General features: G+C 54.1%; 13 protein-coding genes. 8 read left to right on the top strand and 5 right to left on the bottom strand.

Features of this window, described 5'->3' with window-relative positions; genetic code table 11:
* Window positions 1–30 precede the first annotated feature (30 nt).
* On the top strand, window positions 31–873 hold the full coding sequence (locus PMI41_RS11695) for a lysophospholipid acyltransferase family protein (protein ID WP_008124969.1): 843 nt from the start codon (window positions 31–33) through the stop codon (window positions 871–873).
* A gap of 161 nt (window positions 874–1,034) precedes the next feature.
* Here the strand turns inward: PMI41_RS11695 and PMI41_RS11700 are convergent, their stop codons facing one another.
* Complete coding sequence (locus PMI41_RS11700; protein ID WP_008124971.1) at window positions 1,035–2,105, bottom strand: hypothetical protein; 1,071 nt, start codon at window positions 2,103–2,105, stop codon at window positions 1,035–1,037.
* A 123-nt stretch (window positions 2,106–2,228) separates the two neighbouring features.
* Here PMI41_RS11700 and PMI41_RS11705 point away from each other — a divergent pair, with 123 nt between their 5' ends.
* The gene (locus tag PMI41_RS11705) at window positions 2,229–2,822 is read left to right on the top strand and encodes a nitroreductase (RefSeq protein WP_008124972.1); all 594 of its coding nucleotides are present in this window, start codon (window positions 2,229–2,231) and stop codon (window positions 2,820–2,822) included.
* A gap of 8 nt (window positions 2,823–2,830) precedes the next feature.
* Entirely contained in the window at window positions 2,831–3,442 is a 612-nt protein-coding gene (locus PMI41_RS11710; protein ID WP_008124974.1) for a flavin reductase family protein, read from the top strand.
* On the opposite strand, the gene PMI41_RS11715 is transcribed toward PMI41_RS11710, so the two are convergent.
* Window positions 3,434–4,303: a CoA ester lyase gene (locus PMI41_RS11715; RefSeq protein ID WP_008124976.1), complete on the bottom strand. Its 870-nt coding sequence runs from the start codon at window positions 4,301–4,303 to the stop codon at window positions 3,434–3,436. The genes PMI41_RS11710 and PMI41_RS11715 overlap by 9 nt on opposite strands.
* A complete protein-coding gene (locus PMI41_RS11720; RefSeq protein WP_008124978.1) occupies window positions 4,303–4,758 on the bottom strand; it encodes a MaoC family dehydratase in 456 nt (151 codons plus the stop codon). The genes PMI41_RS11715 and PMI41_RS11720 overlap by 1 nt, the downstream gene beginning before the upstream one ends.
* Window positions 4,759–4,919: 161 nt before the next feature.
* On the opposite strand from PMI41_RS11720, the gene PMI41_RS11725 reads away from it, so the two are divergent.
* The 5 genes from PMI41_RS11725 to lpdA all read left to right on the top strand — a co-directional run bounded on the left by PMI41_RS11725 (window position 4,920) and on the right by lpdA (window position 11,336).
* The gene (locus tag PMI41_RS11725) at window positions 4,920–6,068 is read left to right on the top strand and encodes a DUF2336 domain-containing protein (RefSeq protein ID WP_008124980.1); all 1,149 of its coding nucleotides are present in this window, start codon (window positions 4,920–4,922) and stop codon (window positions 6,066–6,068) included.
* A gap of 291 nt (window positions 6,069–6,359) precedes the next feature.
* Window positions 6,360–7,610: a 3-methyl-2-oxobutanoate dehydrogenase (2-methylpropanoyl-transferring) subunit alpha gene (locus tag PMI41_RS11730; protein ID WP_008124984.1), complete on the top strand. Its 1,251-nt coding sequence runs from the start codon at window positions 6,360–6,362 to the stop codon at window positions 7,608–7,610.
* Window positions 7,611–7,613: 3 nt separating this feature from the next.
* A complete protein-coding gene (locus PMI41_RS11735; protein WP_008124985.1) occupies window positions 7,614–8,630 on the top strand; it encodes an alpha-ketoacid dehydrogenase subunit beta in 1,017 nt (338 codons plus the stop codon).
* A 1-nt stretch (window position 8,631) separates the two neighbouring features.
* Window positions 8,632–9,933 (top strand): dihydrolipoamide acetyltransferase family protein, encoded by a 1,302-nt coding sequence (locus tag PMI41_RS11740; RefSeq protein WP_008124988.1) that lies wholly within the window; start codon window positions 8,632–8,634, stop codon window positions 9,931–9,933.
* 5 nt (window positions 9,934–9,938) lie between these two features.
* Window positions 9,939–11,336, top strand: coding sequence for a dihydrolipoyl dehydrogenase (gene lpdA, locus PMI41_RS11745; protein WP_008124990.1), 1,398 nt, complete (start codon window positions 9,939–9,941; stop codon window positions 11,334–11,336).
* A gap of 226 nt (window positions 11,337–11,562) precedes the next feature.
* Here lpdA and trmFO read toward each other — a convergent pair whose 3' ends face one another.
* Entirely contained in the window at window positions 11,563–13,008 is a 1,446-nt protein-coding gene (gene trmFO / locus PMI41_RS11750) for a methylenetetrahydrofolate--tRNA-(uracil(54)-C(5))-methyltransferase (FADH(2)-oxidizing) TrmFO (protein WP_040854690.1), read from the bottom strand.
* Window positions 13,009–13,095: 87 nt separating this feature from the next.
* Window positions 13,096–14,043, bottom strand: a complete 948-nt coding sequence (locus PMI41_RS11755) for an aldo/keto reductase (RefSeq protein WP_008124994.1) — start codon at window positions 14,041–14,043, stop codon at window positions 13,096–13,098.
* Window positions 14,044–14,163 lie beyond the last annotated feature (120 nt).

A 14,163-nucleotide genomic window follows, 5' to 3' on the forward strand; every position in this document is an offset into this window, starting at 1 on the left:
CACAAATATTCGGGATAATCCCCGAAATGAATGCCGGGGCGCGCCAAGTTGCATTTTTCCGAACTTTCCTATGCCAACGACACCCAGACGCGTTTGACGCAATGGCTGATCCGCTCCATTGAAGCGATCTCTGGCCGCAATCATTATGTCGGGCTTTACAATACGTGGCGAACCGAGATTGTTCCGGCTGGAATAGATGTATTCTGCCGCATGATGGAGCTGATCAATATCAGACTCGAAGGGCCGGATCAGTGGCCGCCGCAGAACTTGCCCAATACCCCGCTGGTGCTTATCGCCAACCACCCGTTTGGCATTGGTGATGGTATTGCTGCGCTTGCGCTGGCTGAGCAATTGGGTCGCCCGTTCCGTGTTCTGATCAACAATGATCTTTTGAAAGTGCCGGAAATTCGGCCCTATGCCTTGCCCGTCTGTTTCGACGAAACCAAGGAAGCCATGGCGATGAACATGGCGACGAGGCACGAAGCGGTGCGGCTTCTCAAGGAAGGCGTGACCATTGTTGTGTTCCCTGCTGGAGGCGTTGCGACGGCACGCAAAGGTTTTGGCCGTGCAGAAGATTTGCCGTGGAAAATCTTTCCCGCCAAACTCATCCGGCAGGCTCAGGCCTCTGTTATTCCGGTTTACTTCGGTGGACAGAATGGACGATTGTTTCACCTTGCTAGCAAGGTTTCGATGACATTGCGCATATCCCTGCTGATCCGCGAGTTTCGCCGTCTTTCCGGCAAATCCATTAATGTCCGGATCGGCAATATCATCAGCTGGGAAGAGCTGAAGGCGATGGAAGACCGTCAGACGCTATTGCAATATTTGTATAATGCAGTGTTTGCGTTGCAGCCTGTTTCAACAAAAAGATAGAGATTGCAGGTCTTGTAGTGCGTGGTTCGACAAGCTCACCATGAGGAAGGTGGTTTGTTTGCGAGAACCATCAAGAGTTGCTAGAGCGGCTCTGCAGTATAAACAGTCTCCTCATGGTGAGCCCCGTCGAACCACGCAAAACACTGTGTTCCATTGCCCCGTCAGTCCAGCGGCTCTTCACCCTCGGCGGGTTGATTCGGTTGGGCTGCGGTGCTCGCGCCGTTGGAAGCGATCACTTCGACATCCTCGTTGCGTCCAGCCACAACCTTGAAATCACGCTGGTAAATCTTGTCCTTGTTCTTGGCGATGATGACATATTCGCCTTCCGCAAGAACCATGGATGCGAAAGCGCCAACGCTTTCCCGAACTATATCGCCTGATGTCGTCAGTACGGACCAAGCCGTGTCGGCGAGCGCTTCGCCGCCAGCCTCACGGACCAGCTTCATGGTCATCAGCGCAGCACGATGTTCAACATTCGCCTCGGTGATCTTGCCAGCCTCAACACGGATATCCGAGCGGATGACGGCATTGGCAGTGCCGTAATTGGACACGATCTGATAGGTGCCGGTATTCAACCGCACCACGCTGTCCGGTTTGACATCGGGAATGATCAGAGCACGCTCGCCGTTGGCATCTTCGTGATCCTCATAGATGGCAAATCTCAAGCGATCAGGCGGAATACGTCCGCCACCGGAGAGAACGGCGTTCAGCTTGATCCCGCCCGCATCGAGAATCATTGTCTCACTGCGCTTGGCGCGGGTCATGGAAATGCGCTTTGTAGCGCCGGCACGACCGAAAGCAACATGGATCAGATAGCTGCCGGGAGCGAGGTTGAACGAAGTCGTGCCACCCTTTGCTGTCGCGAGTAAGCTAAGCTTGCCATCAGGCCCGGGGTCGGGCGAAAATACTCGCCACACCAGACCACGGCCAATCGCTTCACTGTCATCTGACAGCTTGGCTGTAAGGATAAGTTCAGGCTCATTGACCAGCGGGCTATTTTGCGGGGCTTTCGGATTGGCGTATTCGTTCAAATTGGGAATCTTCGGCAAATCGCCTTTGCCCGCAGGGGGAACAATAGCTGGCAGATCAAGCGGAGCTGTTTCCGGTAGGTCCTGAGTCAGCGACTGAGCAAATGCGATGGGTGTTGCCAGCGACAGACAGATAAATGCTACAACAGCAAACAAAGGTTTGCGGAGAATGCTGCCTGTGGCAATTGTCTGGAATACGCCCATGCAAGCTTTTGATCCGAAGCCGGTGGCAATTTCAAGGCTTTTCTCAATCTCGTGTCTTTACTTGGCTGATAAAACGAAGCCATTGTCCGCGCAGTATTACAACAGGGTCGTTTCGATTACTCCATGAACACATCTGCATCCACGTCAGTGCTCGATTTTCTATCGACAAGAAGCTCCACACCGATCTCCGCCATTGGTCTTCCAGCGCCATCGGACGAAGAGATTCGCAAGATCATCACCATTGCTTCGCGAGTGCCGGACCACGGCCGTCTGACACCTTGGCGGTTCATTCTTTATCGGGGAGATGCGCGCGTTGAGGTTGGGAAATATCTCGCAGAGCTTTGCGAAGAGCGTGAAGGTCCGCTGACAGAGCAACGGCGCGAACAGGAATTGAAGCGTTTCGCCCGTGCTCCGCTGGTTATCGGTGTTGTCTTCTCTCCCGTTGAACATCACATTCCTGAATGGGAACAGTTCCTGTCCTCCGGTGCAGCGGCCATGAAACTGTGCCTCGCTGCCAATGCGCTCGGATATGTCACGAACTGGATCAGCAATTGGTATTCATCTGACGAGAAGGGCCGGGCGCTGCTGGGTCTTGCGCCACATGAACGGGTTACAGGTTTCATCCATATAGGAACTTGTGAACAAAAAGTGCCTGAACGTCCCCGTCCGGAAGTTGATGCGGTGCTTTCTGAATATTCTGGGCCTTGGAAAGGCTGAGTACGGCAATGTTCTACAAATATGCTGACGGGCACGGATTACCGCACGATCCATTGAAGGCAATCGTTGCACCGCGGCCAATAGGCTGGATTTCAAGCCGGTCGAAGACCGGCGCGATCAACCTTGCGCCTTTCTCTTTCTTCAACATGATCAGCACAAAGCCGTGTCTCGTCATGTTCTGTTCGGAGGGCTACAAGGACAGCGTTGCCTTTGTTGAAGAGACAGGAGAGTTTGCTGCCAATCTGGTCAGCAGCCACCTGGCTGTTGCAATGAATGCAAGTTCGGTGAATGCGCCACGCGGCACCAGTGAATTCGTTTATGCGGGACTGACACCGGCAGACTGTGAATTGATCACCGCGCCGCGTGTAACAGAAGCCTTTGCCTCGCTTGAATGTGTGGTGACAGAGGTTCGTCGACCGAAAGACCGCAACGGCAATCCTGTTGCTGCAATTATGGTCATAGGCGAAGTGGTCGGTGTTCACATCAGCGAAGATGTTCTGACCGATGGCCTCGTTGATATTACCAAGTCCAAGCCGGTTTCCCGGCTCGGCTACATGGATTTCGCCACCACTGAGGTAACCTACCAGATGTTCAGGCCCAAATGGGGCGAATCAAAGTGATCTTGCTCTGGTAATAAGCCGCTCCGCTCGCTTCAGATGCGGCCGGTCGAACATTTTACCGTCAATACCTATAACGCCGGCAGAAGGGTCCGCTGCAAATGCTGCAATTATCCGTTCTGCCTGCTCGATTGCTTCAGCCGAAGGCGTGAACACCTTATTGATGGTCGCAATTTGCGCCGGGTGTATTGCCAGTTTGGCCGTGAATCCATCGCGAGCAGCCTCCACGCATTCACGGGCGAGGCCCTCTTCGTTGCGATAATCAATGTAGACAGTATCAATAGCGGCAACATCCGCAGCAGAGGCACCGAGAATTGTAACAGCGCGCGCCATGCGAAACACGTCGGTGTAAACGCCTGCCTCGTTTCGTACAGCTGTTGCGCCGATAACGGCAGAGAGATCTTCTGCACCCCAGCTGACGCCGATCAATCGTTTCGACGCGTCCGGATAGGTTCCTGCGGATAGAGTCCCGATTGCGGTTTCGGTGATGATTGCAATGATCTGCGTAACGCCTTCAGCAAGTCCCGTCAGTGCCTCATGCACATTCAGTTTGGTCGAGAGCTGCGTTACATCCTTACCGCTATTGGATTTGGGAAGAAGAATACCAACAGGCAGGGATGGCATGACTGCGGCAAGGTCGTCATCGGCAAGGCCGCTGGCCAGATCGTTAATGCGCACAAACAGGCGAGGTGAGGACCTGCCGTGGTTTGATTTCAGAAAATCAGCGGTAATTTGCCGGGCGGCTGCTTTGCGCTCCGCACTGACGGAATCTTCAAGGTCAATCAGCAAAACGTCAGCTTCGCTGGTCAGGCCCTTTTCCAGTTTTTTCTCCGAATCGCCCGGGATGAACAGGAGGGAGCGCATCAGGAGGCACTCTTCGATTTCATCATGGCCTGCCGCGTGCATTTTGCAACGAGAACGCCGTGCTGGTTAAAGGCGCGATGCTCAAACTCAACGATGCCACGATCGGGCTTGGATCTGGACGGGCGGGTGGAGATGACCTGTGTTTCCACGCGCACCGTATCGCCATGGAACAACGGTGAAGGAAATGTCACATCGGTCATGCCGAGATTGGCGATTGTCGTGCCGATTGTGGTATCATTTACAGAAATTCCGATCATTAAACCCAATGTAAACAATGAGTTGACGAGAGGTTTTCCCCATTCGGTCTTGCTGGCGAAGTCAAAATCGATGTGAAGCGGCTGGGTGTTCAAGGTCATGACCGAAAACAGCATGTTGTCGCTTTCGGTGATTGTCTTGCGAAGCGCATGATTAAAGACGTGCCCAACCTCAAACTCTTCCAGATACAAGCCAGCCATAATATTTTGAACCTCCGCAATGATTTTGCGGGAGACTATGACGGCATTGGGCAGATCGCAACAGGGCTACATCGTCCATCGTGGTTAATGAATATGGTGAACCGATCGTAAACCTTTTTCCCCTAATCTCGATCCAGAAGAAAAATCGGGGGCGATAAGAGATGCCGATACAACACTATCTCAGGATGATCGAGAACGCTTCGGTGGCGCAACGTTGTCATGCCACGGCTGCCCTGGCACATATTTATCTGCACTCCGAACTTGAGCATGATGAGCATTGCGCCACAGAAGCTGTGCTTACGCTGCTCCTTGATGATCCTTCGCCAAAAGTACGGCTTGCGCTGGCGGATGCTTTTTCAACGAGCGTGCGTGCACCGGCCCATATTGTTGCCAGCCTTGCGCGTGACCAGATCGAAATCGCCACCTACATTCTGGGTCGCTCAGTGTTGTTAAGTGACAGTGATCTGATTGATTGTGTTGCGGGCGGTTGTGGTGAGGCGCAACGCGTAATCGCCGGGCGGGCGAGGGTGTCGCCAACTGTTTGCGCTGCGATTATCGAAGTGGGCGAAACAGCAGCTGTTCTTGAACTGCTCGCCAATACTCAGGCAAAAATCATGCCTGTAAGCTACCGGCGTGTGCTCGAACGTCTGGGGCATCTTGCAGAAGTGAGATCTCTGCTGGTTGATGATGACCGGATTCCAGCCGATTGCCGTCACATGCTGGCTGTTAAAACAGCGGAAGCGCTATGCCAGATGGATATTGTTCAGGCATTAATGGGAACGCGCAGGGCGGAGCGGATCACACAGGATGCCTGTGTCAAAGCTTCCATTGATCTGGTAGCGGCAACGCCCATGGAAGAATATCCTGCTCTGATCGAGCATTTGCAACTGCGCGGTGACATTACGACAGCATTTGTCATTCGGGTGGTCGCAACAGGAAAGATCGATTTCTTCGGTGCTATTCTTGTGGCACTGTCGGGTTACAAGCACAGCCGTGTCCGCAGTCTGCTTATTGATGGCCGCCCGCATGTGTTGAGTGCACTGTTCAGCGCTGCAGGATTAGCCGAGAGTACACATGGCTCTTTGTGCATCGCCATTCAGAACTGGCGCGACATCGCCAATGGCAAGCGCAAACTTGGTTTGCATGATGTGGTCCGCAATATGATCGAACAGATTGCCGCGCCCGAACTCGGCACAGAGGCAATTCCGGCGGCCGCCAATGACGATATGCTTTCACTGCTCAATGGCATTTATCGTGATGCAATACGGGAGAACGCCCGCCGCGATATGCTTTTGATCGCAGCAGCCTAGGGATTTTGCTGCACGGATTGAACATTTCATTACAAAAAACCGTGGCTCTTTGAATGAAATAATCGATGCGCCGTGCCCGAACCGGCGCATCATTGCTTTTTTATTGAGCCGGAAAACCCTGCTTTCTGGCAGTCAACCAAATTAAATAAATCATATCATTGGCTTAGCATTGATTTCTGATTCAGTTTCTTAGTTGTTCCAAGCTACCGCAAGTAAACGGCCCGTTGCCGCTACGCTGATCTTTTATGCTACTATGGGCAAAAGGCATAAAACGATTGGGAGGTCTGCGTAATGTCGGACGATGGTATTGCTGTTGAGTTTGGACCGCTAAGTCTGCACGTACCGGAACCGGCGGTGCGTCCGGGCGGTGAACCGGATTTCTCCAACGTAACATTTCCCGATGCAGGCTCGGTAAGACGGCCGGATGTCGACACCAACCCTGAAGATATGCGCGATCTGGCATTCTCGATCATCCGCGTGCTCAATCCTGAAGGTGAAGCTGTCGGCCCTTGGGCCAATCTGCTGACCGATGATCAATTGGTCGAGGGGCTGCGCCATATGATGACGCTGCGCACCTTTGATGCGCGCATGCAGATTGCACAACGGCAGGGCAAGACCTCGTTCTACATGCAGCATCTGGGCGAAGAGGCAGTCAGCTGTGCCTTCCGCAAGGCGCTGGTGCAGGGTGACATGAATTTCCCGACCTATCGTCAGGCTGGTCTTTTGATCGCGGGTGAATACCCGATGGTCGAAATGATGTGCCAGATCTATTCCAACGAGCGCGATCCATTAAAGGGCAGGCAGCTGCCAATCATGTATTCATCGAAGGAACACGGCTTCTTTTCGATATCCGGCAATCTGGCGACCCAATATATTCAGGCTGTTGGCTGGGCCATGGCTTCGGCGATCAAGAAGGATAGCAAGATTGCCGCGGCATGGATCGGCGACGGCTCGACTGCTGAATCGGATTTTCACGCTGCGCTGGTCTTTGCGTCCACCTACAAGGCGCCAGTCGTTCTCAATATCGTCAACAACCAATGGGCGATCTCGACATTTCAGGGCATTGCGCGCGGCGGTTCGGGCACTTTTGCAGCACGTGGCCTCGGTTTCGGCATTCCGGCGCTGCGCGTCGATGGCAATGATTACCTCGCGGTTTTTGCCGTTGCCCAGTGGGCAACTGAACGCGCCCGCCGCAATCTCGGGCCAACGCTGGTTGAGTATGTGACCTATCGCGCCGGTGCACATTCCACATCGGACGATCCATCGGCTTACCGGCCAAAGATGGAATCCGAGGCCTGGCCGCTCGGCGACCCGATCATGCGTTTGAAAAACCATCTGATTGCACGAGGTGCTTGGTCGGAAGAGCGGCACACGCAAACCGAAGCGGAAATACTCGATACGGTTATCGCCGCACAGAAGGAAGCTGAAAGCTTTGGAACCTTGCATGCGGGTGGCAAACCATCGGCACGCGATATGTTCGAAGGTGTCTATGAGGAAATGCCTCCGCATCTCCGCCGTCAACGCCAGCAGGCGGGGGTTTAATCAATGCCACGTAAAACGATGATCGAATCCATTCGCGATGCGATGGATACAATGATGGAACGCGACGAGAATGTGGTCGTGTTCGGTGAGGATGTCGGCTTTTTCGGCGGTGTTTTCCGCTGCACGCAAGGGTTGCAGGCGAAATACGGCAAGACGCGCTGTTTTGATGCCCCAATCAACGAAGCTGGCATTGTTGGCGCTGCAATCGGAATGGCTTCTTATGGCTTGAAGCCATGCGTTGAAATCCAGTTCGCTGATTATGTTTATCCGGCCTATGACCAGATCGTTTCGGAAGCTGCGCGCCTGCGCTATCGCTCCAATGGCGATTTCACCTGTCCTATGGTCGTACGCATGCCGGTCGGTGGCGGTATCTTTGGTGGTCAGACCCACAGTCAGAGCCCGGAAGCGCTGTTCACACATGTTTCCGGCCTGAAGGTTGTCGTGCCATCCAATCCATATGACGCCAAGGGATTGCTGATCTCGGCAATCGAAGACCCGGACCCGGTGATCTTCCTGGAACCCAAGCGCATTTACAATGGTCCATTCGACGGACATCACGATCGGCCAGTTACGCCGTGGTCCAAGCATGATCTTGGCGAGGTGCCGGACGGCCATTATACCGTGCCTCTTGGAAAGGCGATCAAGCGCCGTGAAGGCTCGCAGCTGACGATCCTGACCTATGGCACCATGGTCTATGTGGCCGAGGCCGCAGCGGCTGAGCACAATATTGATGCGGAAATCATCGACCTGCGCACCTTGCTGCCGCTTGATCTCGAAACAATCATCGAGTCCGTATCAAAAACCGGGCGCTGCATTGTTGTGCATGAGGCAACACTAACTTCCGGATTTGGTGCCGAACTTGCGGCGCTGGTGCAGGAGCATTGCTTCTACAAGCTTGAAGCGCCTGTAGCGCGCGTTGCTGGCTGGGATACGCCTTATCCGCATGCGCAGGAGTGGGACTATTTCCCCGGTCCGTCGCGCGTTGGACGCGCGCTTGTTGAAACGCTGGAAGGACTCTGAAATGGGTGAGTATGTCATCAAACTGCCGGATGTCGGCGAAGGCGTTGCGGAAGCTGAACTGGTCGAATGGAATGTGAAGGTCGGTGATCTGGTACGCGAGGACATGGTTCTTGCTGCCGTCATGACTGACAAGGCAACCGTGGAGATTCCTTCGCCAGTCGATGGTGAAATCATCTGGCTGGGCGGCGAGATCGGTGAGGTTATTCCAATCGGCTCGCCAATCATTCGCCTCAAAATCGAAGGTGAGGGTCACGCACCTGCCGCCGTTGAGCCAGCCAAGCCTGTGAAGGCTGAAGAGCCAGTGCCCGCAGAAAAGCCTGCTGAAGCAGCAAAGCCAGAGAGCAAAGCAACAGCTCCAGCGCCCAAGCCGCAAGAAGCTGTAAAACCTGCTGCGAAAACCGTTTTCAACACGAGTGCGCCACGCAGCGAAGGTGAAAAACCTCTGGCTTCTCCCGCCGTAAGGCAGCGCGCCCGTGATAATGGTGTTGATCTGCGTCAGGTCAGTGGCACGGGTCCGGCTGGCCGAATTACCCATGAAGACCTTGATGGTTTCTTTTTGCGCGGTGCGCAAAAGCCGGGTGTCGCGGCATTGAGCCCGGATAATTCCGTCAAGGAGATCAAGGTCGTCGGACTTCGCCGCAAGATTGCCGAGAAGATGGCGATCGCAAAGTCGCGCATACCGCACATTACTTACGTCGAGGAGATCGATGTAACGTCGCTGGAAGAGCTGCGTGCAGCGCTTAACAGCAAAAAGCGTCCTGATCAGGCCAAGCTGACCATTTTGCCATTCCTTATGCGCGCAATGGTGAAAGCGATTGCCGACCAGCCGCAACTCAATGCGCTATATGATGACGAGGCGAATATTATCCATCAGCATGGTGGCGTGCATATCGGTATTGCTGCACAGACGCCGGGCGGACTTGTGGTGCCGGTCGTCAAACATGCGGAAGCAAGGACGCTTTGGGATTGTGCAGCTGAGGTCAATTTGCTTGCGGATGCGGCAAAGACCGGCACAGCTACACGCGAACAACTTAGCGGTTCGACCATCACCATCACATCACTGGGTAGCATGGGCGGCGTTGTAACCACGCCCGTCATCAACCATCCGGAAGTTGCAATCATTGGTGTGAACAAGATCATGATCCGCCCGATGTGGGATGGTACTGCTTTCATACCGCGCAAGATGATGAACCTTTCCTCGAGCTTTGATCACCGGGTTATCGACGGCTGGGATGCAGCCGTGTTCATCCAGCGCATCAAGGCGCTTCTCGAAACGCCAGCCATGATATTTGTTGAGGACTGAGACCCATGAAGGATATTACCTGCAAATTGCTGGTTATTGGCGCTGGTCCGGGTGGCTATATCTGCGCTATTCGCGCTGGGCAGCTTAATGTTGATACGGTGATCGTTGAAGCTGCCAAAGTGGGTGGCACCTGCCTGATGGTTGGTTGCATTCCTTCCAAGGCGCTGATCCATGCGGCGGACGAATTTGCCAAGGTTGCGCATTTTGCGGCAAAGCAGACGCCGCTCGGCATATCGGTGAGCGATCCGGCAATCGATTTCACGCAAACAATCGCCTGGAAGGATGGCATTGTCAGCCGCCTCAACAACGGTGTGGCCGGGCTCTTGAAGAAGGCCAATGTGAAGATCGTCACGGGCAGGGCAAAATTTCGAGACGGAAAGACTGTTGAAGTCGAAACCCTGACGGGTCAGCAGATTATCCGCGCTGAAAATATCGTCATCGCAACTGGTTCCGCACCGGTGGAAGTACCTTCGCTGCCATTCGGCGGCAATGTGATTTCGTCCACCGAGGCGCTTTCACTTGAGAGCGTGCCGGAAAAACTGGTTGTCGTTGGTGGTGGTTATATCGGCCTTGAGCTGGGCACGGCCTATGCCAAACTGGGTTCCAAGGTAACAGTAGTCGAAGCTCAATCGAAAATCCTACCGCAATATGATGCTGAACTGACAAGGCCAATTGTCAAGAATCTCAATGCTTTGGGTGTTACTGTTCTTACAGGCGTTAAAGCAAAGGGCATGAGCGCAAAAGGTGATGCGCTCCTCATTGAAACGGCTGACGGCAATGACGACAAGATTGCCGCCGACAAGGTGCTGGTGACTGTTGGGCGCAAACCAGTGACGACAGGTTGGGGCCTTGAGGAAGTTGATCTCGACATGGACGGCAAGTTTGTGCGGATCGATGACAAGTGCCGCACGTCAATGCGGGGTGTCTATGCCATTGGCGATGTGACGGGTGAACCCATGCTGGCGCATCGTGCAATGGCGCAGGGTGAAATGGTTGCGGAGATCGTCGCAGGACATAATCGCAGCTGGGACAAGCGGGCGATTGCAGCCGTGTGCTTTACCGATCCCGAGATCGTGACCGTCGGCCTTTCGCCGGAAGAAGCGAAACAGGCGGGGCACGAGGTCAAAATTGGCCTGTTCCCGTTTGCTGCTAATGGCCGCGCCATGACGCAAGAAGGCGAAGAAGGTTTCGTGCGCGTGGTCGCCGCCGCCGGCAATCATCTCGTGCTAGGCATTCAGGCCGTTGGGACTGGCGTTTCGGAACTTTCAGCTTCGTTTGCGCTAGCCTTGGAAATGGGTGCGCGTCTTGAGGATATTGCAGGAACTATTCATGCACATCCAACACAGAGCGAAGGCTTCCAAGAAGCCGCACTGAAAGCGTTAGGACACGCACTGCATATTTAAGCTGTTGCAAATGCTCTGTGCGTGCTTTGACAAGCTCAGCATGAGGATCTTTTTGCTTTGCAGGATGACCATAAACGTTGCACGGTTTAACGCGCTGCCACCAGACCACCTTCCTCATGCTGAGCTTGTCGAAGCACGCACAACATTAAGCGATGGTTTTCAGGAGATTGCACTCAAATATGGGAGCATTTTCCCCTCTCTTGTGATTTCTAGCACTTAGCAAGAGCTAAGCAGCTGAAATCACATTCTCCCCCTCAAGGGGGGAGATAGAAGCCTGCGCAACAGCAGGCAGGCCCAGCCAAGCGCGACAATCCGCCAATGCTCTTGCACTCATGGCGCGCTTCTTGGCATTTGTCTTATCCTTGCCGCGAAGGCGCTTGCCTTCGGATTTCGGCGCTTCAATTGGCGGAAACAGCCCGTAATTGACATTCATGGGTTGGAAAGAGCGTTTGCCGGGTTCTTCGTCCGAAACAATGTGTCCGCCGGTAATGTGGCCGAGCAAAGCCCCAAAAGCAGTGGTTGCCGGAGGCGGTGTTACCGGATGGTCAAGACGTTCCGCAATCATGAAGCGACCTGCCAGAAGGCCGATGGCGGCTGACTCGACATAACCTTCGCATCCCGTGATCTGTCCGGCGAAACGCAACCCCTTCCGGGATTTCAGCTGCAAAGTTGGATCAAGCAGAAGCGGTGAATTCAGATAGGTGTTGCGATGCAAACCACCGAGGCGGGCAAATTCTGCATTCTCAAGGCCGGGAATCATTCGGAAAATATCGGTCTGCGCGCCGTATTTCAGTTTTGTCTGGAAACCGACCATATTGTAGAGCGTGCCAAGCGCATTATCCTGACGCAGTTGCACCACCGCATAGGCCTTCACGGTCGGATTGTGGGCATTGGTCAAGCCCATCGGCTTCATCGGACCATGCCGCAATGTCTCTGGTCCGCGCTCGGCCATGACTTCAATAGGCAGGCAGCCATCAAAATAGGGAGTCCCCTCCCATTCCTTGAATTCGGTCTTATCGCCCGCAATCAAAGCCTGAATGAATGCCTCATACTGCTCCTTCGACATGGGGCAGTTGATATAATCCTTGCCGTTACCGCCGGGGCCGACTTTGTCGTAGCGCGACTGAAACCAGCAAGTGTTCATGTCGATGGAGTCGAAGTGCACGATAGGGGCTATGGCATCGAAAAAGGCGAGGGAGTCTGCGCCAGTCTCATTGCCGATGGCCTCCGCCAACGAAGGTGCTGTCAGCGGGCCGGTAGCGATAATCACCTTGTCCCAATCTGCGGGCGGCAAGCCGGTGATTTCCTCACGTTCGATGGTGATAAGCGGATGAGCTTCGATCTTTGCTGTAACGGCTTGCGCAAATCCATCGCGATCCACTGCAAGCGCACTGCCTGCGGGAACCTGATGCGCGTCGGCGGAAGCAATGATCAGCGAATTCGCAAGGCGCATTTCGGCATGAAGTACACCAACGGCGTTGGTTTCTGCATCGTCCGAACGGAAGGAGTTGGAGCATACCAGTTCGGCGAAGTCCTGTGTTTTGTGAGCATCTGTGCCGCGTATGGGGCGCATTTCATGCAGGATGACAGGAATGCCAGCCTCTGCAAGCTGCCATGAAGCTTCGGAACCGGCGAGACCGCCGCCAATAATGTGTACGGGTTTGTGTGACATGGCGCACCAATAGTCTTTTTGGTTGCTGGCTTCAATGAAAAAGCCGCCACAGATGGCCCGGGCGGCTTTCATTATGGGTTCGGCAGATCAGACGCTTGCAGTGTCGAGCGTTGCCAGATCATCTTTGCTGAGTTCCAGAGTCGCCGCTTTGATAAGGCTGTCGATCTGTTCAAGCGATGTAGCGCTGGCAATTGGCGCGGTAACGCCTTCGCGGTGGATGATCCAGGCCAGTGCAACTTCAGCCTGCTTCGCCTTGTGTTTGGCGGATACATCATCAAGCGCTGCGAGAATGCGATTTCCGCGAGGGTTGAGATATTCCTTAACTCCGCCGCCACGTGGGCTTTTGCCAAGGTCTGCTTCGCTGCGGTATTTGCCGGAGAGAAAACCCTTCGCCAGACTGAAATAGGTGATGACGCCGATATCTTCTGCGATGCAAAGGTCACGCAACGGACCATCATAACTCGCCCGATCATAGAGATTGTACTCAGGCTGCAGCACGTCGTAGCGATGCAGGCCCTTGCTCTTTGCTACATCGAGCGATTCCCGCAATTGACCCGCATCGAGATTGGAGCAGCCCATCGATTTGATTTTACCTGCTTTCAGCAGTTTTTCGTGGGCGGCAAGTGTTTCTTCATATGGTGTTTCGGGATCAGGCCAGTGGGACAAATAAAGGTCGATTGCATCAACTTGCAGCCGCTTCAAGGATGCTTCGGCGGCTTTTGTAATATAGGCGGGAGACAGATCCTTCTTGCCTTGGCCCATATCCGAACCGACCTTGGTAATGATGACCACCTTGTCACGGGCTTTCCGCTCTTTAACCCATTCACCAATGATGGTCTCGGATTCGCCGCCTTCATTGCCGGGAACCCAACGGGAGTAAGCGTCTGCCGTATCAATGGCGTTGAGGCCGGCATCGACAAACCGGTCGAGTAGATCAAACGAGGTTTTCTTGTCTGCGGTCCAGCCAAAGACGTTTCCGCCAAAGACCAATGGTGCAATCGTGAGGCCTGTTCGGCCAAGGCGACGTTTTTCCATGATGAACTCCCGGGGATCATTTGAGATGGGAGTTCCAATGTAGGGCTGGGAGATGCGGGTTTCCACCCCGTCATTGCTTACCCCACGATTTCGTCAGGAGGTTGATAAGCATTTGGGGTG

The sequence above is a fragment of the Phyllobacterium sp. YR531 genome, from assembly GCF_000282595.1.
GTDB lineage: Bacteria > Pseudomonadota > Alphaproteobacteria > Rhizobiales > Rhizobiaceae > Phyllobacterium.